Annotated in this window: 24 protein-coding genes; 12 read left to right on the forward strand and 12 right to left on the reverse strand. The window is 56.3% G+C overall.

The annotated features are described in order from the left end of the window. The first annotated feature begins 2 nt into the window (after window positions 1-2). Both C7433_RS10375 and C7433_RS10380 read left to right on the forward strand, forming a co-directional pair. Window positions 3-1,958: a glycoside hydrolase family 127 protein gene (locus C7433_RS10375; RefSeq protein WP_110268133.1), complete on the forward strand. Its 1,956-nt coding sequence runs from the start codon at window positions 3-5 to the stop codon at window positions 1,956-1,958. Window positions 1,959-2,155: 197 nt separating this feature from the next. Next, window positions 2,156-3,226 (forward strand): AI-2E family transporter, encoded by a 1,071-nt coding sequence (locus C7433_RS10380; protein WP_110268134.1) that lies wholly within the window; start codon window positions 2,156-2,158, stop codon window positions 3,224-3,226. Window positions 3,227-3,263: 37 nt separating this feature from the next. On the opposite strand, the gene bcp is transcribed toward C7433_RS10380, so the two are convergent. Then, complete coding sequence (gene bcp / locus C7433_RS10385) at window positions 3,264-3,731, reverse strand: thioredoxin-dependent thiol peroxidase (protein WP_006120436.1); 468 nt, start codon at window positions 3,729-3,731, stop codon at window positions 3,264-3,266. Window positions 3,732-3,875: 144 nt separating this feature from the next. After that, a complete protein-coding gene (locus tag C7433_RS10390) occupies window positions 3,876-4,490 on the reverse strand; it encodes a glycine cleavage system transcriptional repressor (RefSeq protein WP_369974380.1) in 615 nt (204 codons plus the stop codon). Window positions 4,491-4,600: 110 nt separating this feature from the next. Here C7433_RS10390 and dapA point away from each other — a divergent pair, with 110 nt between their 5' ends. The 6 genes from dapA to ypfH all read left to right on the forward strand — a co-directional run bounded on the left by dapA (window position 4,601) and on the right by ypfH (window position 11,099). Beyond that, window positions 4,601-5,479 carry a 4-hydroxy-tetrahydrodipicolinate synthase gene (gene dapA / locus C7433_RS10395; protein WP_110268135.1) on the forward strand — a complete coding sequence of 293 codons (879 nt, stop codon included), beginning with the start codon at window positions 4,601-4,603 and terminating at the stop codon, window positions 5,477-5,479. Window positions 5,480-5,493: 14 nt separating this feature from the next. Further along, window positions 5,494-6,525 (forward strand): outer membrane protein assembly factor BamC, encoded by a 1,032-nt coding sequence (gene bamC / locus C7433_RS10400; RefSeq protein ID WP_033740841.1) that lies wholly within the window; start codon window positions 5,494-5,496, stop codon window positions 6,523-6,525. 143 nt (window positions 6,526-6,668) lie between these two features. Continuing rightward, complete coding sequence (gene purC / locus C7433_RS10405) at window positions 6,669-7,382, forward strand: phosphoribosylaminoimidazolesuccinocarboxamide synthase (protein WP_033740988.1); 714 nt, start codon at window positions 6,669-6,671, stop codon at window positions 7,380-7,382. A 129-nt stretch (window positions 7,383-7,511) separates the two neighbouring features. After that, the gene (locus C7433_RS10410; RefSeq protein ID WP_110268136.1) at window positions 7,512-8,381 is read left to right on the forward strand and encodes a neutral zinc metallopeptidase; all 870 of its coding nucleotides are present in this window, start codon (window positions 7,512-7,514) and stop codon (window positions 8,379-8,381) included. After that, complete coding sequence (locus C7433_RS10415; protein ID WP_110268137.1) at window positions 8,378-10,345, forward strand: tRNA(Met) cytidine acetyltransferase TmcA; 1,968 nt, start codon at window positions 8,378-8,380, stop codon at window positions 10,343-10,345. The genes C7433_RS10410 and C7433_RS10415 overlap by 4 nt, the downstream gene beginning before the upstream one ends. A gap of 73 nt (window positions 10,346-10,418) precedes the next feature. Continuing rightward, on the forward strand, window positions 10,419-11,099 hold the full coding sequence (ypfH, locus tag C7433_RS10420) for an esterase (protein WP_006120422.1): 681 nt from the start codon (window positions 10,419-10,421) through the stop codon (window positions 11,097-11,099). Between the two features lie 37 nt (window positions 11,100-11,136). Here the strand turns inward: ypfH and C7433_RS10425 are convergent, their stop codons facing one another. Genes C7433_RS10425 through C7433_RS10435 form a run of 3 tightly spaced genes read right to left on the reverse strand, consistent with a single transcriptional unit; the run spans window position 11,137 to window position 12,845 of the window. Further along, complete coding sequence (locus C7433_RS10425) at window positions 11,137-11,325, reverse strand: YpfN family protein (protein ID WP_006120420.1); 189 nt, start codon at window positions 11,323-11,325, stop codon at window positions 11,137-11,139. A gap of 22 nt (window positions 11,326-11,347) precedes the next feature. Further along, window positions 11,348-12,475, reverse strand: a complete 1,128-nt coding sequence (dapE, locus tag C7433_RS10430; RefSeq protein ID WP_006120418.1) for a succinyl-diaminopimelate desuccinylase — start codon at window positions 12,473-12,475, stop codon at window positions 11,348-11,350. Window position 12,476: 1 nt separating this feature from the next. After that, window positions 12,477-12,845, reverse strand: coding sequence for an ArsC family reductase (locus C7433_RS10435; RefSeq protein WP_006120416.1), 369 nt, complete (start codon window positions 12,843-12,845; stop codon window positions 12,477-12,479). Window positions 12,846-13,231: 386 nt separating this feature from the next. Here C7433_RS10435 and ypfM point away from each other — a divergent pair, with 386 nt between their 5' ends. Next, entirely contained in the window at window positions 13,232-13,294 is a 63-nt protein-coding gene (ypfM, locus tag C7433_RS24120) for a protein YpfM (protein WP_139015967.1), read from the forward strand. Window positions 13,295-13,420: 126 nt separating this feature from the next. On the opposite strand, the gene acrD is transcribed toward ypfM, so the two are convergent. From acrD to narQ, 3 genes are all read right to left on the reverse strand, one after another. Further along, window positions 13,421-16,537: a multidrug efflux RND transporter permease AcrD gene (gene acrD, locus C7433_RS10445; RefSeq protein WP_033740838.1), complete on the reverse strand. Its 3,117-nt coding sequence runs from the start codon at window positions 16,535-16,537 to the stop codon at window positions 13,421-13,423. Between the two features lie 165 nt (window positions 16,538-16,702). Further along, the gene (locus C7433_RS10450) at window positions 16,703-17,335 is read right to left on the reverse strand and encodes a response regulator (protein ID WP_110268138.1); all 633 of its coding nucleotides are present in this window, start codon (window positions 17,333-17,335) and stop codon (window positions 16,703-16,705) included. A 180-nt stretch (window positions 17,336-17,515) separates the two neighbouring features. Next, complete coding sequence (narQ, locus tag C7433_RS10455; RefSeq protein ID WP_110268139.1) at window positions 17,516-19,204, reverse strand: nitrate/nitrite two-component system sensor histidine kinase NarQ; 1,689 nt, start codon at window positions 19,202-19,204, stop codon at window positions 17,516-17,518. Window positions 19,205-19,454: 250 nt separating this feature from the next. Here narQ and C7433_RS10460 point away from each other — a divergent pair, with 250 nt between their 5' ends. The 3 genes from C7433_RS10460 (at window position 19,455) to nudK (ending at window position 22,213) form a co-directional block, all read left to right on the forward strand. Then, the gene (locus tag C7433_RS10460; protein WP_006118378.1) at window positions 19,455-19,727 is read left to right on the forward strand and encodes a DUF1471 domain-containing protein; all 273 of its coding nucleotides are present in this window, start codon (window positions 19,455-19,457) and stop codon (window positions 19,725-19,727) included. 272 nt (window positions 19,728-19,999) lie between these two features. Then, window positions 20,000-21,472 carry an L-asparagine permease gene (gene ansP, locus C7433_RS10465; protein ID WP_033740834.1) on the forward strand — a complete coding sequence of 491 codons (1,473 nt, stop codon included), beginning with the start codon at window positions 20,000-20,002 and terminating at the stop codon, window positions 21,470-21,472. A gap of 162 nt (window positions 21,473-21,634) precedes the next feature. Then, entirely contained in the window at window positions 21,635-22,213 is a 579-nt protein-coding gene (gene nudK, locus C7433_RS10470; protein ID WP_033740833.1) for a GDP-mannose pyrophosphatase NudK, read from the forward strand. Between the two features lie 45 nt (window positions 22,214-22,258). On the opposite strand, the gene C7433_RS10475 is transcribed toward nudK, so the two are convergent. Genes C7433_RS10475 through C7433_RS10490 form a run of 4 tightly spaced genes read right to left on the reverse strand, consistent with a single transcriptional unit; the run spans window position 22,259 to window position 25,852 of the window. Then, complete coding sequence (locus tag C7433_RS10475) at window positions 22,259-23,218, reverse strand: ribokinase (RefSeq protein WP_110268140.1); 960 nt, start codon at window positions 23,216-23,218, stop codon at window positions 22,259-22,261. Next, window positions 23,215-24,111: an allose kinase gene (alsK, locus tag C7433_RS10480; RefSeq protein WP_110268141.1), complete on the reverse strand. Its 897-nt coding sequence runs from the start codon at window positions 24,109-24,111 to the stop codon at window positions 23,215-23,217. The genes C7433_RS10475 and alsK overlap by 4 nt, the downstream gene beginning before the upstream one ends. After that, a complete protein-coding gene (alsE, locus tag C7433_RS10485; RefSeq protein WP_006118382.1) occupies window positions 24,108-24,800 on the reverse strand; it encodes a D-allulose 6-phosphate 3-epimerase in 693 nt (230 codons plus the stop codon). The genes alsK and alsE overlap by 4 nt, the downstream gene beginning before the upstream one ends. Then, window positions 24,800-25,852: an ABC transporter permease gene (locus tag C7433_RS10490; RefSeq protein ID WP_110268142.1), complete on the reverse strand. Its 1,053-nt coding sequence runs from the start codon at window positions 25,850-25,852 to the stop codon at window positions 24,800-24,802. The genes alsE and C7433_RS10490 overlap by 1 nt, the downstream gene beginning before the upstream one ends. Between the last annotated feature and the right edge of the window lie 12 nt (window positions 25,853-25,864).

The raw sequence follows: 25,864 nt of genomic DNA on the forward strand, positions 1-25,864 counted from the left end.
TGATGTCTGTAAATGAAGTCGATCTGCATAAGCTCCAGATTCACGATCCGTTTCTTGGTCAGTATCAGCATCTGGTGCGGGACGTGGTGATCCCTTATCAATGGGCCGCGCTTAACGATCGTGTTGACGACGCCGAACCGAGCCATGCCATAGCCAATTTCCGCATTGCGGCGGGCCAGCAGACGGGCGAATTCTATGGGATGGTGTTCCAGGACAGCGACGTGGCAAAGTGGCTGGAAGCCGTGGCCTGGTCACTGTGCCAGAAGCCGGATGCTGAGCTGGAGAAGACCGCCGATGAGGTCATAGAGCTGGTCGCGGCGGCGCAATGTGAGGATGGCTATCTCAACACCTACTTTACGGTAAAAGCCCCGCAGGATCGCTGGACGAATCTGGCCGAGTGTCATGAGCTCTACTGCGCCGGACATATGATTGAGGCGGGCGTAGCGTTTTTTCAGGCCACCGGCAAACGACGACTGCTGGCGGTGGTGTGCAAACTCGCCGATCACATCGACAGCGTGTTTGGCCCCGGCGAGCAGCAGCTGCACGGTTATCCTGGTCACCCGGAGATCGAACTGGCGCTGATGCGGCTGTATGACGTGACCCAGGAGCCGCGCTACATGGCGCTGGCCGACTATTTTGTCACGCAGCGGGGAACGCAGCCGCACTTCTATGATGATGAGTACCAGAAGCGTGGTCAGACGTCGTACTGGCACACCTATGGGCCCGCGTGGATGATCAAGGACAAGGCTTACAGCCAGGCGCACCAACCTCTTGCGGAACAGCAGCAGGCGGTGGGGCACGCCGTGCGCTTTGTCTATCTGATGACCGGTGTCGCGCACCTCGCACGGCTGAGCCAGGATGAATCGAAACGACAGGACTGTCTGCGTCTGTGGCACAACATGGCGCAGCGACAGCTCTATATTACCGGCGGCATCGGTTCGCAGAGCAGCGGTGAAGCGTTCAGTAGCGATTACGACTTACCGAACGATACGGTTTATGCCGAAAGCTGTGCCTCGATTGGGCTGATGATGTTTGCCCGTCGCATGCTGGAAATGGAGGCGGACAGCCAGTACGCCGATGTCATGGAGCGCGCCCTGTATAACACAGTACTGGGTGGTATGGCGCTGGACGGAAAACATTTCTTTTACGTCAATCCGCTGGAAGTCCATCCGAAAAGCCTGCCTTTTAATCATATTTACGATCATGTGAAACCGGTTCGTCAGCGCTGGTTCGGCTGTGCCTGCTGCCCACCCAATATCGCCCGTTTGCTGACCTCTCTCGGCCACTATATTTATACGCCGCGCGAGGATGCGCTGTTTATCAATCTCTATATTGGTAACCGGGTCGAGATCCCGGTTGGCAATCAAACGTTGGGCCTGAGGATCAGCGGTAATCTTCCCTGGCAGGAAACCGTCACGATCACCATCGATTCCACCCAGCCTGTGAACCATACGCTGGCCTTGCGCCTGCCCGACTGGTGTACGTCGCCGCAGATAACCTGTAACGGGACGGACGTGAACGAGGCGGCGCGCAAAGGTTACCTGTATCTGACCCGTCACTGGCAGGAAGGCGATACGGTAACGTTAACCCTGCCCATGCCGGTGCGCCGGGTTTACGGCAATCCGCTGGTGCGCCATGTGGCGGGCAAGGTGGCCGTTCAGCGCGGGCCCTTGATCTATTGCATGGAACAGGCGGATAACGGCGAGCAGTTACATAATCTGTGGCTGCCTGCGTCGGCGACATTCCGTACCTTTGCAGGGAAGGGGGTCTTTGCGCACAAGGTGCTGATTCAGGCGGAAGGGATCAGAAAAGCGGCGGGTGAACCCGAGCAACAGCTGCTGTGGCATTACGATCAGGCACCTGCGCTGGCGCAACCCCAGACCTTAACCTTTATTCCCTGGTTCTGTTGGGCCAATCGCGGAGAAGGGGAGATGCGTATCTGGGTGAATGAGGCCTAACGGCGTCATCTCTGCCAGCAGCCGGGCCCGGTGCCCGGTCTGAATTGCCGCAGGCGCGATCTGATTCGTAGCGTCTGCGGTGTACAACGGTCTGCCGCCAGCGGCGAGGATTTTTCGTCAGCGCGGTTTTCGCGCCTTTTCAGCCCCCAAATATCCGGTACAATCGTGGCCCCTTATGACGTCATGGACCCAACGGCATGCTGGCTTTATTGATTCAATGGTACAAACGCCGTTTTAGCGACCCACAGGCGATTGGCCTGCTGGTGATTCTGCTGGCGGGATTTTGCATTCTGTTCTTCCTGAGTGGCCTGCTGGCACCGTTGCTGGTGGCCGTGGTTCTTGCTTATCTGCTTGAGTGGCCAACCGTGCGCCTGCAACGTATTGGCTGCACGCGCAGCTGGGCCACCAGCATTGTGTTGGTGCTGTTTGCCGGCATCCTGCTGGTGTTAGTGCTGATCGTCGCGCCTGTGGCGTGGCAGCAGGGCATTAACCTGACGCGGGATCTGCCTAACATGCTCAACAAGCTCTATCTCTACGCGGCCGGTTTGCCCCGACGTTTCCCGGCGCTGGTCGATGCCGGCATTATTGATGTGATTGTCGAGAACCTGCGTGGTCGTCTGAGCGGCGTGGGTGACTCACTGGTGAAATACTCACTGGCCTCGCTGGTCGGGTTGATGACGCTGATGATTTATCTGGTGCTGGTGCCCCTGATGGTGTTCATTCTGCTGAAAGACAAAGACCAGATGCTGAACGCCGTGCGACGTGTTCTGCCGCGAAACCGTGGTCTGGCCGCCGAGGTGTGGCAGGAAATGAATCAGCAAATCACCAACTATATTCGTGGCAAGGTGCTGGAAATGATCGTCGTCGGCATCGCCAGCTGGCTGGCGTTTCTGTATCTCGGTCTCAACTACTCTCTGCTGCTGGCGGTGCTGGTAGGCATATCGGTCCTGATTCCCTATATTGGGGCCATGCTGGTAACGATACCGGTCATTGGCGTCGCCCTGTTTCAGTGGGGGCTGGGCACGGAATTCTGGACATTGCTGACCGTCTACCTGGTCATCCAGGCGCTGGACGGCAATGTGTTAGTTCCGGTGTTGTTCTCCGAAGCGGTTAATTTGCATCCGCTGGTGATTATATTATCCGTGGTGATCTTTGGTGGGTTATGGGGCTTCTGGGGCGTATTTTTTGCGATTCCGCTCGCCACGCTGGTGAAGGCGGTGGTGCATGCCTGGCCGGATGCCACGCTTGACGAAACGCTGAGTCGGTAAACAATCAGGGCGCGGTTTTCACCGCGCCCTGAGAGGCTCATGCAGACTTAAGATAGTCCATCACGATGTCGTGGTGATTGGACGTTTTGAAATCGTCGAACACTTTTTCAATCTTGCCGTTGGCATCGACCAGGAAACTGATGCGGTGGATGCCGTCGTAGGTTTTACCCATAAAGGTTTTTTCACCCCAGACGCCAAACTGCTGGCATACCTGGTGATCTTCGTCCGACAGCAGCGTGAAGTTAAGCAGCTCTTTTTCTGCAAAACGTGACAGCTTTTCCGGTTTATCCGTACTGATTCCCAGGACTTCAACGCCCGCCTTTTTTAGCTCATCCATGTTGTCACGCAGACCACATGCCTGAACGGTACAGCCTGGCGTCATGGCTTTAGGGTAAAAGTAGACCAGAACGCGCTGACCCTGGAAGTCGGCTAAATTCACTTGTTCGCCATCCTGATCGGGCAAGCTAAATTTCGGTGCGGTATCACCGGCTTTCAGTGGATTCATCACATCTCTCCATTTTTTCGGTTCATGCTGTGGTTAATACACCATGAGGCGAGAAACAGCCAAATGGAAAATTATCAATTTCAGACGGTTTCCTCACCTGACCGTACTTTTAACGTAGCAGAACAGTCTGCGAGGCGCTCGTCTTTACCTGCCGGGTACAACCAGTTCGTGGGTGTCCGCATCGCTCAGACTGTAAAGCCGTAACGAACCCTGTGCATTCAGTTCCTGACATAACGCATTAAACGCCAGTTCAAATGCCGGGCCGTCGCTGCGCGTCGGGCTGTGTGCCGTCATCTGAATATAGAGTGTGGCGGGCTTGCCGTGTTGAGCAGGCTGAATACGTGAAACCAGTTCCGCAATGTTCATCTGGTGCTTATCGGTGAGATCCGTAAAGCGCTCAATGATATGCGGTGAGTCAGCCACCTCGACCTGGATAAAGGCCGTGTCGGGCATCGGTGGGCGTGCGGTAGCGTGCGTACGCTTCATCACGATCAGCAGTTCCAGCTCTGCGCCTTTGAGCGGGAGCGTGGACTCAATCAGCGTGATCGCGTTCCAGCTGCCGGACAGCAGCATAATGAACGTGAATTCATCCCCAAGCATGGCAAGGCGACTGTCTTCGATGTTGCAACCGCAACTGCTGACGTGGCGAGTAATCGTATTAACGATACCCGGACGGTCAACACCCAGAGCGGTGATCACCAAGTGATGGGGTTGAGATTGCGACAAAATAGGATTCCCTGTGCATTTGCTAATAACCATAAGGTAAACATAAAAAAAACTGCTGACAAGCGCGGGAATAGCGGAGCTTGCTTGCTTTTCCCTAAGTGTAAACCGTACCATGAAGCACTTGTTTGTCGAGGGGATCGCCAATGTTTACGGGAAGTATTGTTGCACTCGTTACGCCGATGGATGACAAAGGTAATGTCTGCCGTGCGAGTTTGAAAAAACTGATTGATTACCATGTCGCCAGCGGTACTGCGGCGATCGTTTCCGTCGGCACCACCGGCGAATCAGCCACCCTGAGCCATGAAGAACATGGTGATGTGGTGCTGCAAACCCTGGATCTGGCGGATGGGCGTATTCCCGTGATTGCCGGCACCGGCGCCAATGCCACAGCGGAAGGCATCTCGCTGACCAAACGATTTGAAAATTCAGGCGTTGTTGGCTGCCTGACGGTCACACCTTACTATAATCGTCCTACCCAGGAAGGCTTATACCAGCACTTTAAAGCGATTGCCGAGAGCACCAGCCTGCCGCAGATGCTGTATAACGTCCCTTCCCGTACCGGTTGTGATATGTTGCCGGAAACCGTTGCCCGCCTCGCTGAAATCAAAAATATTATCGGAATCAAAGAGGCAACCGGGAACTTATCGCGTGTCAGCCAGATCCAAGAGCTGGTTGATGATGCGTTCATCCTGGTGAGTGGCGACGACGCCAGCGCACTGGACTTTATGCAACTGGGCGGTAACGGCGTCATTTCGGTGACGGCAAACGTAGCAGCACGCGAAATGGCCGAACTGTGCAAACTGGCACAGCAGGGCAATTTCGTTGAAGCTCGCCGTCTGAATCAGCGTCTGATGCACCTGCACCAGACGCTTTTCTGTGAACCTAATCCAATCCCGGTTAAATGGGCGGCAAAACAGCTAGGATTAATCGCTAATGACACGCTGCGTCTGCCAATGACGCCACTGACGGCGGTTTCACAGCCAAAAGTGGAGCAGGCGCTGGTGAAAGCGGGTTTGCGATAATTTAGGGAGTGTGAATGAATTACTCAGTAAAGCGGTCAACGATTGCAACGGTGGTGGGGCTTTCCACCCTGATGCTGTTGTCGGCCTGTTCGAACGATCAGCGTTATAAGCGCCAGGTCAGCGGTGATGAATCTTACCTGCAGGCCAGCGGGCTGCGTGAGCTAAAAGCGCCGCCGGGCATGATTCTGCCTGTTCAGAACGGCGAATACGATATCCCACCGTCAACCAGTCAGGCACCGGTTGGCAAGCAGCTGGATATCCGTCCACCGGCGCAGCCGCTGGCCTTGATGAACGGCTCACGCGCGCAGTTCAGCAATAACACCGGCGCACTGATTTTCGACAACAACCGTGGATCAATTTGGTCGCAGGTTGTGGGCGTTGTGCAGGCGAAAAACTTCCCGATTGCGTCGCGCAATGACGCCGGACAGCAGCTGACCACCGACTGGGTGCAGTGGAACCGCGCAGATGAAGACAAGCAATATCGCGGGCGTTACCAGATCAGTGTGAAATCACAGAGCTATCAGCAGGTGCTGACCGTGCGTCTGCTGGAACTGCAGCAGGAAGGCACTAACATCACCTCGCCAGAGCAGATCCAACGCTATACCGCGCAGATGCTGAATGAGATTGCGGCGGGCATGGACAAGGTTGCCACGGCGAATGAAAACGCCGCAGCGGGCCGCGTGAACGGTGCGATTGATGTGCAGAGTGCAGCGGATGATACCGGCCTGCCTATGCTGGTGTTACGTACGCCGTTCAACGTCGCCTGGCAGCGCCTGCCTGCGGCAATGAAACGCGTCGGAATGGACGTCACGGACACGACCCGTTCAACCGGCAGCATGAAGGTGACCTACAAAGCGCCGGGCAGCAGCACCTGGGACAGCCTTGGCGCCAAAGATCCTGAACTGCCAAACGGCGATTACAAGGTTCAGGTTGGCGATCTCGATAACCGAACCAGTCTGCAATTCATTGATCCTAAAGGCCATGTGCTGACGCAGGCGCAAAATGATGCGCTGGTGTCGGTGTTCCAGGCCGCAATGAACAAATAAAATTACCCCAGGCCGGAGATTCTCCGGCCTTTTTATTTTGTTTTTTGGCATAATAGCGCACGTCGAGGTAATCGATTGCGTCACGGCAATCGACCTGAATATGTTGCCTCAGAACCGGATCTTTCATGTTTGGAGTTAATAAGATGCAAAAGCGAGCTGAGTTGTATCGCGGTAAAGCGAAAACCGTATACAGCACCGATAACCCGGATCTGCTGATACTTGAGTTCCGCAACGATACATCAGCAGGCGATGGTGCCCGCATCGAGCAGTTTGATCGCAAAGGCATGGTCAACAATAAGTTCAACCATTTCATCATGACGAAGCTGCAGGAAGCGGGCATTCCGACGCAGATGGAAGCCCTGCTGTCGGATAACGAAGCGCTGGTGAAAAAGCTTGAGATGGTACCGGTAGAATGCGTCGTTCGTAACCGCGCAGCGGGTTCGCTGGTTAAGCGCCTGGGCGTTGAAGAGGGCATGGTACTGAATCCCCCGCTGTTCGACCTGTTCCTGAAGGATGACGAGAAGCATGACCCGATGGTCAACGAATCCTACTGCGAAACCTTTGGCTGGGTCAGTAAAGAAAACCTGGCGCGGATGCGAGAGCTGACGTACAAGGCGAACGACGTACTGAGCAAACTGTTTGATGATGCCGGGCTGATCCTGGTGGACTTCAAGCTGGAGTTTGGCCTGTTTAAAGGCGAGGTCGTGCTGGGTGATGAATTCTCCCCGGACGGTGCGCGCCTGTGGGACAAAGAAACGCTGGATAAAATGGACAAAGACCGCTTCCGTCAGAGCCTGGGTGGCCTGATTGAAGCTTACGAAGCGGTGGCCCGTCGCCTGGGCGTGAAGCTGGACTGAGTCTGCCCTTCGTCTGTCGACAAAAGGAGAGCGCGGGCTCTCCTTTTTCATTTTGGTGGAAAGCTGGTGATTGCGGCCTCACACAACTAAAATCATGCCATCTGCATAACAGGCCACAGGGAGCAAAACATGCGCTGGCAAGGACGTCGCGAAAGCGACAATGTTGAAGACCGCCGTAATCAGTCATCGGGCATGGGAGGAGGACGCATTCCTCTGCCACGCGGTAAAGCGGGCATTATCATGCTGATTCTGGTCGCCGTCGCGGGGTATTACGGTTATGACCTGACGCCTTTGCTGACGGGCGGCGAGGCGACGCCGGGCAACCAACAGCAGCAGCAACAGAGCAGCGCCGATCCCCATCAGGATGAAGCGGCCAAATTTACCTCGGTCATTCTGGCGACGACCGAAGATACCTGGGACAAGCTGTTCAGACAAATGCATAAGCAGTACACGCCACCCAAACTGGTAATGTATCGCGGTGCCACGCGCACCGGCTGCGGGACCGGGCAGTCGGTTATGGGACCGTTTTATTGCCCGGCAGACCAGACCGTCTACATCGATCTTTCGTTCTATGACGAAATGAAACACAAACTGGGCGCAGGCGGTGATTTTGCGCAGGGTTATGTAATTGCACACGAAGTCGGCCACCATGTGCAGAAGCTGCTGGGCATTGAGCCCCGTGTACGCCAGATGCAGCAGGGCGCCAGTCAAAGCCAGATCAATCAGCTGTCCGTTAAAATGGAACTTCAGGCCGACTGCTTTGCCGGCGTCTGGGGCCACTATATGGAACAGGAGAAGATCCTTGAGGTGGGCGATTTGCAGGAAGCCCTGAATGCCGCCGAAGCTATTGGCGACGATCGCCTGCAGCAGAAAAGTCAGGGGCGCGTGGTGCCCGACAGCTTTACCCATGGTACATCGCAACAGCGCTATACCTGGTTTAAGCGTGGCTTTGACACCGGCAATCCTGGCCAGTGCGATACCTTCGCCGGTAAAGGATGACGCTGGCGGCCGCCAGCCGCGCGATGGCGTCGGCGGGCATACGGCGCGTAGCCGTTATCAGTGGTGATGCTGACTACAGCCTGACGATGGCTGCGCGCTGGTTCGACGCACTGGCGGGCGACTGGCTGTGTCTGAGTGACGTCCCTCTCGGCCCCGGCCCGCATTGTGTGCCAGCGGCGTTCCGTACCTTACTGGGGCGTGAGTTTCATCATGCCGTTTTCGATGCCCGATCGGGCTTTCATGCCGAGGCATTCGCCGCGCTGGCGGGCACGCTGACGGCTGGCAGCTGGCTGCTGCTGTTAGTGCCGCCGTGGCGACAGTGGCCACAGCAACCCGACGCGGACAGCCTGCGTTGGGCCGACGTCAGCGAACCCATTGCCACACCTCACTTTATCCGCCATCTGCAACGCCTGATCGAACAGGATGCGCAGGGACTCTTACTGCGGCAGCCGTCGCCACTTAACGTGCCCGACTGGCCAGCCTTACCGGAATGGCACAGCCAGGCAACCGTCCAGCAGCAGACAATCTTATGTCAGCTGAACGGCCTTTCTGCAGGCGTGGCGGTCCTGACCGCTGCACGCGGCAGAGGGAAATCGGCTCTGGCCGGGATGCTCGCCCGCCAGAACACACGTTGCCTTATTACCGCCCCGGCAAAAGTGGCTACGGGCGTCCTGTCTGCCTTCGCGGGTGAGCACTACCGCTTTATGGCGCCCGATGCCATTCTGGCTCTGGAAACCGTGCCAGACGTTGACTGGCTTATTGTCGATGAGGCGGCGGCGATTCCCGCACCGCTGCTGCATGCGCTGGTAGCGCGTTTTCGTCGCGTGTTGCTGGTAACGACCATTCAGGGTTATGAAGGCAGCGGACGTGGCTTTATGCTGAAGTTTTGTGCGGCGCTGGAGCAGGTGCGCCATTTTACGCTGGATGAACCGCTGCGCTGGGCGCGCAACGATCCGCTGGAAAACTGGCTGAATCAGGCGCTACTGTTTGAAGAAACGCCCGATATGCCCCCTGCGAAAGTGGGCGGTCCGCGTCGGGCGGAACGCACGAATATGCCTGCCTTACGGGCGGCTTATCAGCTGCTTACCAGCGCTCATTATCGCACCTCGCCGCTGGATTTACGCCGCCTGCTGGATGCGCCAGGTATGCACCTGTGGCTGGCGGGCACTGTCCCGGCATTGCAGGGCGCGCTCTGGCTGGTGGAAGAGGGCGGACTGAGCGAGGCGTTAGCTCAGGCAGTATGGGCGGGCCACAGACGGCCGCGCGGCAATCTGGTGGCACAGTCACTGGCGGCCCATGCCGGTTTCACCGACGCCGCCACGCTGCGGGCTTTACGTATCAGCCGGATTGCCGTGGCACCCCGCGGACGCCGTCAGGGAACCGGCAGGCAACTGGTCACGGCGGCCTGCGCGGCGGCGACCGGATACGACTATATTTCGGTGAGTTTCGGCTACACTGAAGCGTTATGGGCGTTTTGGCGCGCCTGTGGCTTTATGTTAGCGCGCATTGGCAGCCAGCGCGAAGCCAGCAGTGGTTGCTATGCCGCGATGGCGCTGCTGGGACTGACGTCGTCCGGCAGGCAGTTGCAGCAGAAAGCGGCGCAGCAGTTGGCGCGGGACTGGTCATTTCTCAGCGCACATATACCACTGGCATTGCCCTTGTCCGCAGCCGATGACTGCGCGTTTACCCCGTTTGATGCCCGGCTCGCAGCCGGGTTCGCCTGGGCACAACGCCCGTTTGAAGCAAGCCTGGCGGTGCTCCAGCGTCTGGTCATTGTCAGCCAGGCTCCGTTACGCCTTCTCAGGCAGGCCGTCAGGGCCGACACCAATCTGTCCCGGCTGGCGCAGACCGCGCAGCTAAACGGACGCAAGGCGTTAATCACCGCACTGCGCGCGGAAGCCGCAGAAGCACTTCTGGCGTTGCAAAGCATTGATGGCGAAGGGTTTCGTCAGCAATTGCAATAAATCCACCAACTCGTTCAAATATTCCCAATATGATCCTGCGCCAGGGCGCGTAGAGTAGTAGCAGGAGGTCGATATGACACTGAGATATGTAATTGTTCAGCAACCCCCAAAAGTTGCCCAGCTGTTTTTGCTTTACCATGCCGTGGGTGATAACCCTGACGCCATGGGGGAAATTGGCAGCTGGTTTGCGAAAACCTTCCCTGCGGCGCTGGTCGTGTCGGTGGGATCGCCAGGGCCTGGCGGTCAATGGTTTAGTGAGGCCGGACTTCATGATAAAAGCGAGCAGCAGTGCGTTAACGCCAGTATGCCGCAGTTTGTTGAGTCCGTTCGTCACTGGCAGCAGCAGAGCGGCATAAGTCCGGAAGCCACGGCGCTGGTCGGGTTTTCACAGGGCGGAAGCATGGTGCTGGAGGGCATCAAAGCGCACAACGATCTGGCGGGACGCGCAGTGGTGTTCAGCGGACGTTTTATTACCCTGCCGGAGAGCGCCAGCACCCGCACGACGGTGCATCTGATTCATGGCGATTATGATGACCGCGTGCCACTGGCACATGCTCATCAGGCCGAACAGCGTTTAACCGCACTCGGCGGTGACGTCACGCTGAATGTTGTGGACGATCTGGCCCACGCCATCGACCACCGCAGCATGAATTTTGCCCTGCATCATCTGCAGTACACGGTGCCGAAACGCTACTTTGACGAGGCGTTGGGCGGGGCTAAACCCGGCGATGATGATGTGATTATGACAATGTAACCGGGCACGCCCTCGCGACCGCGAGGGCGCAAACGCGTTATTTCTTCTTCGGCCAGTCTTCGTCGTCATCCCATTTGTCGTTGAAATCACGATGAGGCGGGAGATCGGGCTTGTTATCCATAAACTTTTTGTGATCGATGCGTTTCAAATCCTTATACACATTCATCAGCACACCGACCATCAGCAGGACCACCAGGATCCACCAGTAATCTTTAATAAACTCCACAGGCCTGCTCCTTTCCTCGCTGTCAGGCGATCAATTGTTCCATGATGCGTTGATACATCCGGCTCAGCATCTGCAAATCGGATGCTTTCACGCACTCGTTGATTTTGTGAATCGTGGCATTCACAGGCCCCAGTTCGACCACCTGCGACCCCATGCGGGCAATAAAACGCCCATCAGAGGTGCCACCAGACGTCTGCAACTGCGGCTTAATTTCATTATAGTGCGTAACGGCGTTGACTACGGCATCCACCAGTTTACCGCGTGACGTCAGGAAGGGCTGACCGGACAGCTTCCATTCAATGGTGTAGCGCAACTGATGGCGATCCAGCAGTTCTGCCACACGTTGCTGGATCAGGCTGTCGGTGAGTTCGGTACTGAAGCGGAAATTGAACTGCACGAACAGTTCACCGGGGATCACGTTATTGCTGCCGGTGCCTGCCTGAATATTGGCGATCTGCATACTGGTGGCCGGGAAGAACGCGTTGCCCTGATCCCATTCGGTTGCCACCAGTTCATTCAGCGCGGGCATCGCGCGGTGTACCGGATTATCGGCCAGCTGTGGGTAGGCCACATGGCCCTGTACCCCATGTACCGTCAGGTTAGCCGTAATCGAGCCACGGCGGCCGTTTTTCACGACGTCGCCCACGATTTCGCTGCTGGAGGGTTCGCCGACCAGGCAATAATCCAGACGTTCGTTACGCGCCATCAGCCGCTCGACCACTTTGACCGTGCCGTTGGTGCCGCTGGCTTCTTCGTCAGAAGTAATCAGAAACGCCAGTCGCCCTTTGTGGTGAGGATTGACTGCGACAAAACGTTCTGCGGCAACCACCATGGCGGCCAGCGAGCCTTTCATGTCGGCAGCACCACGACCAAACAACATGCCGTCGCGAATGGTCGGCTCAAATGGCGGATTGATCCAGCGGCTGGCGTCACCCGGTGGCACCACATCGGTATGACCAGCAAAGGCCAGGGTTTCCCCTTCACCGCGCGTAGCCCAGAAGTTCAGCGTGTCGTCGATGTTCATGGTTTCGATGTGGAAGCCGATTGCCTGCAGGCGGGCAATCAGCAGCGCCTGGCATCCGGCGTCATCGGGGCTGAGAGAGGGACGACGAATAAGCTGCTGCGTCAGCTCAATGACCGGACAAAACATATTATGACTTCTCCTGAAGAAGATTCTGGTAAAGGGTTTCACTGAAACCCAGCAGCAAGGTGCCATCGGCGGTGCGCAGCACAGGGCGCTTAATGATCGCGGGCTGCGCCAGCATCAACGCTTTGGCGCTGGCGGCATCCGTAATGCTGTCACGCTCGGATTCGGGCAGCTTGCGCCAGGTGGTACCGCGCGTATTCAGCAGGTCCTGATAACCGAGGGCATCGATAAACTGCTGGAGCTGTTCGTCGGTCAGGCCGTCAGCCCGGTAATCATGAAAGCGATAATCCACGCCGGCCGCCTCTAAAAAACGCCGTGCTTTTTTGATTGTGTCGCAATTTTTAATGCCAAACATGACCCATTGCCCGCTCATCGCCTACTCCTGTCCCGTAAAAATGCGCTGAGCAGTTTACCATAGTGTGATCTTATGCAGCATCCGCCAGCGGCGCTCCGCATCGAATAAAATACGTAAACAGACAGCCCTGAGGTGTACGTAAACGGTTTCAGTTTGAGCGCTAATGATTTCCTGATTTATCACTTCTCCTTTAAGAATTTCCTTAAATGCCATTTTTAGGCTACGTCCTGGTTAAGCACCCCGCGAAACCTGTCAGGCTAAGGCTTTGCTGAAATGTGCGTCAGCCAGCAAATCAGAAAAGACTCAGCTTTTTTGCGTCTTTGCCGATAGTACTAACAGGTGTAAACGTATTCACCAGGCGAAAAAAAAGGCGTAATATTGCCACTACAATAAGAGAGGGTTCTATGATTGACACCGAAATGGGGAACTGGAAAGAATTTATCGAAGCGATGTTACGTAACAAGTAACACGTGACGAGAAAAGCAGGGCACTTTCCCCTCTGCTGTAGTTCTTACCACACACAGAAATAAAACGGCCGCTGTTTCCAGAGGCCGTTTTTTTTGCCTGTCTGGTTCGCCAGACAGGCGGGCAGGTTAGTCGGGATGTTTCTCTTTCAGCGGGAAACGACGACGCACCAGCACAAAGAACAGCGGTACAAACAGGATGGCTAACAGCGTGGCGGAAATCATTCCCCCCATCACGCCGGTGCCCACGGAGTGCTGACTGCCTGACCCTGCGCCGCTACTGATCGCCATTGGCAGGACGCCGAAGATAAAGGCCAGTGAAGTCATCAGGATCGGGCGCAGACGCTGGCGTGAAGCCGCAAGCGTGGATTCAATCAGCTCGCCGCCCTTGCTGTTAAGCTCGTTGGCGAACTCGACAATCAGGATGGCGTTCTTCGCCGAAAGCCCGACAACGGTCAGCAGGCCGACCTGGAAATAGACGTCGTTTTCCAGCCCGCGCGTCCAGGTGGCGATCAGGGCGCCGACCACACCGAGCGGCACAACCAGCATCACAGAGAACGGAATCGACCAGCTCTCATACAGGGCCGCCAGACAGAGGAACACGACCAGCAGCGAAACGGCGTACAGCGCCGGAGCCTGAGAGCCGGACAACCGCTCCTGATACGACGCACCCGTCCACTGGAAGCCCACACCGAGCGGCAGGGATTCAACCAGCTTCTCCATTTCGTTCATCGCGGTACCGCTACTCACGCCCTCTGCGGCTTCTCCCACGATCTCCAGTGAGGAGTAGCCGTTATAGCGTTCCAGACGCGGCGAGCCCGTTTCCCAGCGGCTGGTGGCAAAGGCGGAGAAGGGCACCATGGTGCCACTGCTGTTACGCACGTACCATTTGTCGATATCATCGGGCAGCATGCGATAGGGCGCATCAGCCTGCACATACACTTTTTTTACCCGCCCCCGATCCAGAAAGTCGTTCACGTAGCTTGAGCCCCAGGCGGTGGCGAGCGTGTCGTTAATGGTATCCAGCGACACGCCCAGCGCCTGCGCTTTACGCTCATCAATATCAATTTGCAACTGTGGGCTGTCATCAAGGCCGTTATGACGGACACGGGACAGAAGCGTATCTTTGCTGGCTTTGTCCAGTAGCATGTCGCGCATGGCCATGAGCTTGTCATGCCCGATGCCGCCATGATCCTGTATCTCCAGGTCGAAGCCCGATGAGCTACCCAACCCGGTAATGGCCGGCGGGCTGCTCGCAATGACCATGGCCTCATTGATGTGTTTAAAGGCTTTACCCGCGCGCTTAATGATGGCGAACGAGGTACGATCGGCACCCGGTCTGTCACCCCAGTCTTTCAAACGGATAAACAGACGCGCGACGTTTTGTCCATTCCCGCCGGGGCCTGAACCGATCGTTGAGAAGACCGACAGCACGTTATCTTTCTCTTTCGTCAGGTAGTATTTTTCCACTTTGGCCACCACCGCCGAGGTCTGATCCATGCTGGAACCGGCGGGCAACTGGACCTGCGTCAAAATCATGCCGCGATCTTCCTGTGGCAAAAACGACGAAGGCAGGTGAAGAAACAGAAACGCCATGACGCCAATTATCCCCACATAAAGCAGCAGCCAGCGGCCGCCAGTGTGCAGAATGCGGGCAACGCCACGCTCATAGCGATCGGCATTGCGGTTGAAATGATAGTTAAACCAGCGGAAGAAGCCGCGCTCGCCGTGGTGTTCACCTTTGGCGATGGGTTTGAGCAGCGTGGCACACAGGGCTGGCGTCAGGATCATTGCGACCAGCACGGACAGGATCATGGCGGAGACAATCGTCACCGAAAACTGGCGGTAGATGGCGCCGACGGTGCCGCCAAAAAAGGCCATGGGAATAAAGACGGCGGACAGCACCAGCGCAATCCCCACCAGCGCGCCCTGAATTTGCCCCATTGATTTTCGGGTGGCTGCGCGCGGCGAGATCCCTTCCTCGCTCATGATACGTTCGACGTTTTCGACGACCACAATGGCATCGTCCACCAGCAGGCCTATCGCCAGCACCATGGCGAACATGGTCAGGGTGTTGATACTGTAGCCGAAGGCAAAGATCACACAGAAAGTGCCAAGCAGCACCACCGGCACGGCGATGGTAGGGATTAACGTGGCCCGGAAGTTCTGCATAAACAGATACATCACGCCAAATACCAGCAGAATGGCTTCCAGCAGGGTTTTGACCACATCGGTGATTGAGGCTTTGACAAAAGGCGTGGTTTCATAAGCGATCTTCGCTTCCAGCCCATGCGGAAAATAGTGTGATAACTCATCCAGACGTGCCCGCACCAGCTTATCCGTGTTCATCTCGTTGGCACCGGAGGCCAGTTTGATGCCCAGTCCGGAGGCGGCCTGGCCATTGTAGCGGCTGAGGGAATCGTATTTTTCAGCGCCGAGTGCCACCGTTGCGACATCGCCCAGCGTGACCACGGAGCCATCGGGATTATTCTTCAGGGTAATCGCTTTAAACTGGTCGGGCGTTTGCAGCATCGACTGCGCGTTCACCGTGGCGTTCAGCGCCTGATTATTGACTGCCGGCAAACCGCCCACCTGGCCGACGGCCACCTGAGTGTTCTGGGATTTGATGGCATTCACCACATCATCGGTGGTCAGGGCATAGGCGGTCAGCTTGTAGGGATCGAGCCAGATGCGCATGGCATATTGGGTGCCGTAGGCATCCACTTCACCGACACCATCAATTCGGCTTATGGGATCCTGAATATTACTGGCGACATAATCAGCAATATCTTGTTTGTTCATGCTGCCGTCAGTGGAGACAAATGCCACCATCAAAATATTGCTGTCACCGGTTTTATTGACGGTCACACCTTGTGACTGCACCGGTTGAGGTAACTGACGCAGGGCTGCCTGTAACTGATTCTGGACCTGCTGACGGGCTTCGTCGGGATTCGTGCCGGCAGTAAAGGTGAGGGTGATTTGCGCCTGGCCGGTATTACTGCTGTTCGAGGACATATACATCAGATTATCGATACCGGTCATATTCTGTTCGATAACCTGGGTAACGGTATTTTCCAGCGTTTGCGCCGAGGCACCAGGATAGGTCGCGGTTATACGCACGTTGGGCGGCGCTAAGTCGGGATATTGCTCAACGGGAAGCGAAATAATGGCGAGCGTGCCGCAAAGACACAATAAAATTGCCAAAACCCAGGCAAAAATAGGGCGGTCGATAAAGAAATTCGACATGGAATCGGTACTCCTCACTGCTTTTATTATTAATATGACCGATGCAGCGCGTAACGTACGAAAGTATTCCATGACATCACGCACGACCAGGCGACTACTTTACGTGCGGGCAGGGTTTGAAAAGTGGAGAAATTATAAAGAATGTGTAAATTGGCGCGCTTTTTCTCAACGATGTCGACGTTCAAGCCACAGGATGGTCGCCGCAACGCGTGAGCGAACCTCAAGTTTGCGCAGGATATTACGAAGATGTACCTTCACCGTCTCTTCTGAAATTTGCAAGGTATCAGCAACGGCTTTGTTGGACAGGCCTCGCGCCACCTCCTGAAGCACGTCGCGTTCGCGTTCGGTCAGCAAACGGAACGGATCGTCGCTGTTGTGACGCGTCGCGAGCGAATGCCGGACCGCCTCGCTAAAGACATTTTCGCCCTGTGTGGCCTGTACGATCTGGTTTAGCAGGATTTCCGGTTCACTGTCTTTCAGCAAATACCCATCGGCTCCCGCATCCACCATGGCGAAGATATCACTGCGCGCATCCGACACCGTCAGCACCAGAATCCGCGAGTGGATGCCTTCATGACGAAGCGCTTTCAGCGTGTCCAGGCCCGACATCCCTTTCATATTCAGGTCGAGCAGGATGACGTCCGGTGCCAGGCGACGGGCCTCAGCCAGTGCTTCGGTGCCGTTGCTGGCTTCCGCGACGACCTGAAGCGTCGGGTCGAGCGCCAGTAACTGCCGAATACCGCGACGCATAAGCGGATGGTCGTCCACAATCATGATTGTTAAAGTCGGTTGTTTCATGTTTTCTCCCTGTCACCTGACGCTGCAGGTTGTCGCATGGGCAATGCGGTTCGTCAAGCGGCGGCTGCAGCGACCCTCTGTGGTGCTGTCATTGTAATGATTAACCCGATGGCCTGCCGTTGATCTGCCACATGGCCTGTGATGCGAGATGCAATAAAAGTAAAGCCGTGTTACGTGCGGCTAGTCAATCTCTGATGCCGGACGCGGTGGAAAGCGCAACACAATCTGTGTTCCACACGGCTGCGAACGAATGTCTAACTGGCCAGACAAGCACGCTGCGCGCTCGGTCATGGTGATGAAACCATAATGCCCCGGAGGTTCTTCTGTGCTGATCATGCCCGTGCCGTCATCAGTGATTGTCAGTGAATGCTCACCTGTATCCGTGATCTGGTAGTCGACGGTAATCAAACGGGCATTCGCATGGCGAATGGCATTCAGGACGGCTTCCCGGGCAATTTGCAGGACGTGGACCTGTTGCCGGGCATCCAGTTGCTGCAGGCCTGGCTGGCAGGCCAACCGGATATCAGCGACAGTCTGAGACTGAAGCGGCGCAATCATCACGTGCAGAGCAGCCTCCAGATCGGCCTTTTCGATCGTCAGACGAAAGGTCGCCAGCAGTTCGCGTAGCTGGCGGTAAGCCTCTGCCAGTTCGCGATCAAAATCTGCAATGATCGCCTGTGCCGACTGATCGGAGGCGGACAGGCTGCGCCGAAGCTGCATCAGCTGTATCCGCAGGTAAGTCAGTGACTGCGCCAGCGAGTCGTGCAGTTCACGTGCAATCGTGGCGCGCTCCTCAATCAGCAGCATTTGCTGGTACTGCTTCTGGGTTTGCCAGATCCAGATCGACCGTCCCAGCATCGCGGCCAGGCTGCCCATTAACGCGGCGGAAGGGGCCGCGCCGCCGGTTTGCCAGCGCAGCGTGCCAACACGTTGATCGTCCTGTTTCAACGGTAAATGCTGCCAGGCCAGCGCGGGATCGTGCTGGCCCGCCTCACAGGTAAACTGCTCGCCCTGAAGCTGAATGAAGGCAATATTCTCTTTGCCGACGATGCGGTTCAGCACATCATCGAAAAGCGCCGGTTGCAGCGAACGGCTGGTCAGGATTTGTGAGCTTTCATAGAGTAAGGAGAGCGTATGATTCGCCTGGGTTAAGTCCCGGGTTTTGTCGCGGACCCGTTGTTCCAGTTGCTGATAATGGCACTGTAATTGTGCAGCCATGCTGCTGAAAGTCTGTGACAGGACTTTCAGCTCGTTCTGCTGCTGCACATGCAGGGGCGGAAAGGCAAAATTGCCGCTTTCCACATAGCGGCTGGCTCTGACCAGTGCATTGAGGGGTTTAACGACCTGCTGGCGGGTAAAGCGGATCGTCATCAGAGCGAGCGCAACAATGGCGATCACGCCCGTCAGGCTGCTGATGGCCACGACGCGCATTTTCAGTTCGGCGTAGCGCTGTAGCGCCAGTACGAAGCGGTTAATTTCGTCAACGTAGTTGGGCATTTGTTGCCGCCAGGCATCTGACGCGTTCGCCTGCAGATGCTGTGCCAGACCGGGCCAGCCTTCGCGTAAACGCTGATAGTGATTATTAACCTTGCGCGGCACCCAGGGGCGATCGAGTTCCTGTAACACGGCGGCATCAAGCGTTTGTTGATACTGCGCCAGGTGCGCCGTCAGCAGCTGCGGATCTGCTCTGGCATCCCAGGCCAGGCGGTAACTTTGCATTCGCAGCGATCCGGCCAGATTAATGGCTTCCGCATCGCGCAGGCTACTGGAAAGCGTCAGCAGCGCCAGGCCGGTCGTCAGTAACGCCAGCAAGACAATCCACGTTAACGACAGCGCGATACTTCTGGTAACAGAGCGTTTAACAATCACGACAATAACACCTTTACTGACAGGGAATCATAAGAGCGGTGCCAGAGACACCCGACGACTTATTACAAAATGCCCGAAAACAGCGGCGCTGTGTACGCAAACTCACCCCCGTTGACGTTTCCCAGGAATGTCCACCTACGGATGAACATTACTGCCATAGCTTTACACCTTGCCCATGTTGGCTTTCATTGCCTCGCTAATACTCAACACCATGTTTTACTCAGTGACCCACGCAAGTTCAGGAGGAAGTATGAAACGATTACCTGTGTACCTTAGCGCTGCTCTGTTGGCCACTGCTTCATTCTCTACTCTTGCTGCCACGGCAGTGGACCGGCAGGAAGCCCAGGGGCTGCAACGTATCGGCAGCGTCTCGGTGACAAATGTGAACGGCTCTCTGGATGATGTCACCCGCCAGCTTTCGCAGGAGGCCAAATCAGAAGGTGCCCGCCATTTCCGTGTCATCGGGGTTGATAACCCCGGCGACTCCAGCCTGTGGACCGGCACTGCCGAAATTTACCGCTAAACCCCTCTGTTACCTTCCCTGTAGCCCTTACCGGTCGCCTGTCGGCCGGTTTTTTTGTGATCTCAGAAAAGTTTTTTACAAATCGTCCGGCTTATCTCCTCGGTATATTTTGCTTCGATGTTGCATAACGGTTAGGATTCATCGCCGTAAATTCCCGCGCTGCTTTTCGTTAACTCACAGGCAAACGCACAGAGGAAGAAAACCCATTTCGCACTGCTAAACGCAATCGTTTGGATGCGCGATGACTTATGGTCAGGACAAACAGGAAGGCTATGAAATCTACGAAGAAAACCGCAGCAGACATGCGCGCTGCGAAACGACGCTGGCTCAATTCCCACGACTCCGGCTATAAGAAAGCCATGGGTAATCGTCACGTACAGATGATCGCTATCGGTGGCGCAATTGGTACAGGTCTGTTCCTGGGCGCAGGTGCCCGCTTACAGGCTGCGGGTCCCGCTCTGGCGGTAATCTATCTGGTCTGTGGCATTTTCTCCTTCTTCATTCTGCGCGCGCTGGGCGAACTGGTTTTACACCGTCCCAGCAGTGGAAGCTTTGTTTCCTATGCACGCGAGTTTATGGGTGAAAAAGCCTCCTATGTGGCAGGCTGGATGTATTTTGTTAACTGGGCCATGACCGGGATTGTCGATATCACCGCCGTGGCACTGTATATGCACTACTGGGGCGCGTTTGGCGATGTCCCACAATGGGTGTTTGCCCTGGGCGCGCTGGCGATTGTCGGCACCATGAACATGATCGGCGTAAAGTGGTTTGCCGAAATGGAGTTCTGGTTCGCGTTAGTCAAGGTGCTGGCGATAGTGATATTTCTGGTGGTCGGCGTGGTGTTCCTGGGCAGCGGTAAACCGCTGGACGGCAATGCAACAGGTTTCCACCTGGTCACGGATAACGGCGGCCTGTTCCCGCACGGCCTGTTACCGGCGCTGGTGCTGGTGCAGGGGGTGGTCTTTGCCTTCGCTTCGATCGAACTGGTGGGTACGGCCGCAGGTGAGTGTAAAGATCCGGAAACCATGCTGCCGAAAGCGATCAACAGCGTAATCTGGCGTATCGGTTTGTTCTATGTCGGTTCCGTGGTGCTGCTGGTGCTGTTACTGCCGTGGAATGCCTATCAGGCCGGGCAAAGTCCGTTTGTGACCTTCTTCTCTAAACTGGGCGTGCCGTATATCGGCAGCATCATGAATATCGTGGTCCTCAGCGCCGCGCTGTCCAGTCTGAACTCCGGTCTGTACTCGACAGGCCGTATTCTGCGCTCCATGTCGATGGGCGGCTCAGCACCGAAATTCATGTCTAAGATGAGCAGCCAGCAGGTGCCTTATGCCGGGATTCTGGTTACCGTTTGCGTCTATGTTGTCGGCGTAATACTCAACTACTATGTGCCGTCACAGGTGTTCGAGATTGTCCTGAACGTCGCGTCACTGGGGATCATTTCGTCCTGGGGCTTTATCGTGCTGTGCCAGCTGCGTCTGCGCAAAGCCATTAAAGAAGGCAAGGCCGACGACGTCAGCTTTAAGCTGCCGGGCGCGCCTTTCACTTCCTGGCTGACGCTGCTGTTCCTGTTCAGCGTGCTGGTCTTAATGGCGTTTGACTATCCAAACGGCACGTACACTATTGCCTCTATTCCGCTGATTGCGGTGATTCTGGTTCTGGGCTGGTTTGGTGTGCGTAAGCGCGTTAACGAAATTGCCGCCACGGAGCACGAGCATCACGAGCACGATGGCAAATCATCCTGACGGTGATCTTGCCTGAAATATCAATGCCAGCCTGCGTGCTGGCATTTTTTTTCGGTGTTTCGGGCGGTCTTGATGATTGCGTGCGCAGACACGTAATTCAGATAGTTTTCTTGCATCCCACGACCTATCATCATTGGCTCCCTTCTTACTTGCGGAGCGCCTATGTCGTCCAGAATCACTATCATCAAAGATAAGCTGCTGTCTGAGAACTGGTTTGTGTTGCGTAACATCACCTATGAGCTAACCGACAGCCATGGCGACGTCGTGCGTCACAAACGCGAGGTGTACGATCGCGGCAACGGTGCGACAATTCTGCTCTATAACCGTGAAAAAAACAGTGTGGTGCTGACGCGCCAGTTCCGCGTGGCGACCTACGTGAACGGTAATGAAGACGGAATGTTAATTGAGGCCTGCGCGGGTTTACTGGATGACGACTCGCCAGAGGATTGCATCCGTAAAGAGGCCATTGAAGAGACCGGCTATGCGGTAGGCGAGGTCGAAAAACTGTATTCGGTCTACATGTCACCGGGCGGCGTCACTGAACTGATTCACTTCTTTGCGGCGGAATATCACGAATCCCTGCGCGAGAACGCTGGTGGCGGTGTCGAAGATGAGGCCATTGATGTGCTGGAAATGCCTTTTCCTCAGGCCATGGCGTGGGTGAAAGACGGACGCATTCGTGATGGTAAAACCATCATGTTATTGCAGCACGCCCTGATCGCAGGCTGGCTAACGCTGTAATCCTGCACGAAGCCGATGCGCAAACCATCGCATCGGCTTTCCGCTTTATACGCACGTCATCACGCGGTCGGCGACGCACTCCGGGTGCGCCTGCAGACGCGCCAGTGCCTCGGCATACGAAGGCATCGAATGGGCCGCACCCGGTCGCTCCACACATAATGAGGCAAACGCGGCCGCATACAGCGCCGCCTGATCCAGCGCAACGCCCGCCGCGAGCCTGGCCGCCAGCGCGCCGTTAAACGCATCGCCCGCGCCGGTCGTATCCAGCGGGGTGGCAGGAAACACGGGAATATGCCGTTGCTGCTGGCCGTCAGACAGTAACGCACCCGCCGTCCCCAGTGTAATAATGATCTGGCGCGCCCCTTTGCGATGCAGAATTTCTGCCGCCTGCCGGGCACTGCGGATATCGTTGACGTTGATGCCGGTCAGCAGCCTCGCTTCCGTACTGTTCGGGGTCAGCAGATCGACTTTTGCCAGAAACGTATCGCTGATTTTTTGAAACGGCGCGGGATTAAGAATCACAAAGGTATTGGCGGCCCGCGCATTATCAATCATGCGCTGTATCGCGCTCAGGTTGTTCTCGAGCTGGACCAGCAGAATGTCCGCCGCCGCGACGGTGGGTTTGCAGCGCGTGACTTCCGCCGCCGTCACGGTAAGGTTGGCGCCTGGATAGACGGAAATCATGTTTTCGGCGTCGTTTCCGGCAACGTAGATCAACGCATTGCCGGTGGGTTTCTCCTTACAGGTGAACAGTGTAATCGCATCAAACCCGGTTTTTTCCAGATGGCGGCGGGCAAACACACCAAAGTCGTCCTTGCCCACTTTGCCAATATAGTGCACCCGGGCACCCGCGCGCAGTGCGGCGGTGGCCTGATTCGCACCTTTACCGCCCGGACCCATCATGCTGTGCTGAGCAATCAGCGATTCGCCCGGCAGGGGAAAGCGGCGCATACCGGCGACAATATCCAGATTGAATGAACCAAACACACAGACTTTGCCTTTCATTTTCGCTCCCCAAAGTGGCGTTCGGCAGCCAGGCAGGCACCACGGCAGCCCGTGTAATCGGTGGCATGACTGAACACGATACGTAAACCGTGGCGCGTGACGGGCGGCCGCAAACTGCGCTGAATGTGGTGTTGTAACTGCGCCAGCGGAAAACCGGCCATCGCCAGCACGCCACCGCCCAGAATCAGGTATTCCGGATCGAGGATGTTCATTTCACTGGCGATCAGGTGCGCCAGCCGCTGGACGAAGGCCTGCAGATCGGGATGATCCCCGTGTCGCGTAAACAGTTGTGACAGGGCGGTGTCCGGCTGATGCGTCGCCGCCCACTGGCTCAGCCAGTGACCGGAGATCAGCGTTTCCGCACAGCCGCGATTGCCGCACGGGCAGGGCAGGTCATTGCCGGGCAGGGGAATATGCCCCAGTTCACCCGCGCCGCCATGATGACCATGATAAAAGCGGCCTTCCAGCCACAGGCTGTTGCCTAAACCGGTGCCGGGATACAATCCCACCGCGTTGTCGGGCAGGGCATCAAGCTGTAGCAGATCCCATAACATCAGGTGGTTGACGTCTTTATCCATGGCGACCGGCACGCCCAGTCGCTTGCTCAACTGGGCTGCCACAAGTTGCCCATCCAGTGCCTGAATAAAGGGTAACGAGATAACCTGCTGACGATCGCGGCTGAGTATACCGGGGAGCCCGAGCATTACGCCGCTAATCGCTTGTGACGCCAGCGTGTCAATAATCACATCGCCCAGGGCGTGAAGCGCATCCGTTTGCTGTGCCCAACTGGCGGTCGCTATTTTACGGAATCCGCACCAGTGCTGGCCGTCTTCCATCAGTTGCAGTCGGGTGCTGGTGCCACCGATATCCATTCCAAGCCAGCGTTGTTTCATGCAGACTCCTGTGCCAGTCCCTGTGCGGCATCAATGCTGCTGCGCATCATGTCCCAGGCGGTGCTGAGATCGTCATGCACGTTGAACAGGCCTGAGGTGCCGACAATCAGCACGTCTGCGCCGGCCTCCAGTAGCGTGCGGTAGGTTCTTTGATTACAGGAGCCGTCAATTTCGATGAGGAAGTCATAGCCCTGTGCCTGTTTCAGGGCCTTAAGCTGCTGGATCTTCTGCACCATCTCGGGAATAAATGGCTGCCCGGCATAACCCGGATCGACCGTCATTACGGTGATCTTCTCCAGCAGATGAATATAGTGATGAATAAACGACACGGGCGTAGCGGGATTTAAAACCACGCCCGGCTTTTTCCCCAGACTGCGGATCAGGTTGATCACCCGGAAGGCATCGCGGTTGATGGTCTCCGCATGCGGACAGATATAGTCTGCTCCCGCTTTCGCGACGGCCTCGATAAAATCGGTCGGCTGTTCCACCATCAGGTGAACGTCTATCGCTACGGGCGTATGCGGACGAATTTGCTCAATAAAGAACGGCGACAGCGTGATGTTTTTGACGTAATGCCCGTCCATGATATCAACGTGCAGGAAATCAGCGCGGGTGTTCAGGACCGCCAGCTGCTGTTTAATCTCCATCAGATTCATGCACATTAATGACGGCGAGATTTGAATACGCATTATACTTCCTTTTTCTCAGTCAAGGGATTCAGGGCCGCGCTTAAACGTTTGCTGCGCGTTACGGCCCGGCTTTCATTTAGTCGGGCTTTGCCCTGTTTAACGGCCAGCACCACAATCAATACCGCGCCCCACATTGCCAGGCTGACGTGCGGACTGATGTTTATCAGACTGAACCCGGTGGAAAGAATTTGTAGCGCGATCAGCGCCAGCACGACGCCGGTGACCCGGCCAAAGCCGCCATTGGGATCGGTGCCGCCAAGGATGATGGCCAGCACGGTGAGTAAGAGATAGGCATCGCCATAACCCATGCGGGCGGAGTTAAAGCGCGCCATCATCACCAGCCCCGCCAGTACGCACAACAGGCTGGAAAGGATATATACCAGCATCACCATGCGGTGCGTGTTGATGCCGCTAAACCAGGTCGCGTTGATGTTGCTGCCGCCCATATAGATGCACTTACCGGCGCGGGTTTTGCCCAGAAACAGGGCCAGCAGGGCGGCCGCCAGCAGAAAGAGCCACAGCGGCAACGGCACACCCAGTAAGGTATCGGCACCCAGAGCCCTTACAACGGGAGGCATACCGCTTACCGCCGCGCCTTTGGTCAGCCAGATACCGATGCCGTTAATCGTGATCATGGTTGCCAGCGTCACCAGGATGGGATGTGCGCCAATGCGCGTTACCATGACGCCGGTAATCAGGCCAATGAGTGCAGCAATCAGCATCGCACCCAGTACTGCCAGCAGTAACCACATGAGTTGCTGAGCGGTTCCGGCCCCGTCCGGCACCCTGTTTAGTAAGACCCAGGCGATAAACAGGCTGGTCAGATTGGCGGTGGTGATAATCGCCAGATTGAGTCCGCCACTCAGGATGGCAATAAACATTGCCAGGGTGAGTAAGCCCAGTTCCGGCAGTTGGAACGCCATGCTGAGGAAAGTGGCGTCGGTAAAAAAGCGGCCGGGTAACAGAATGCCGAACAGCGCCAGCGAGAAGGCAATCAGAAGCAGCAGGCCAACATTGGTGCCATCCGGTTTTAACGCAGCGAATCTTTTCATATCTGTTTCTCT

This window comes from Pantoea sp. PNA 03-3, from assembly GCF_003201175.1.
Classification (GTDB): domain Bacteria; phylum Pseudomonadota; class Gammaproteobacteria; order Enterobacterales; family Enterobacteriaceae; genus Pantoea; species Pantoea stewartii.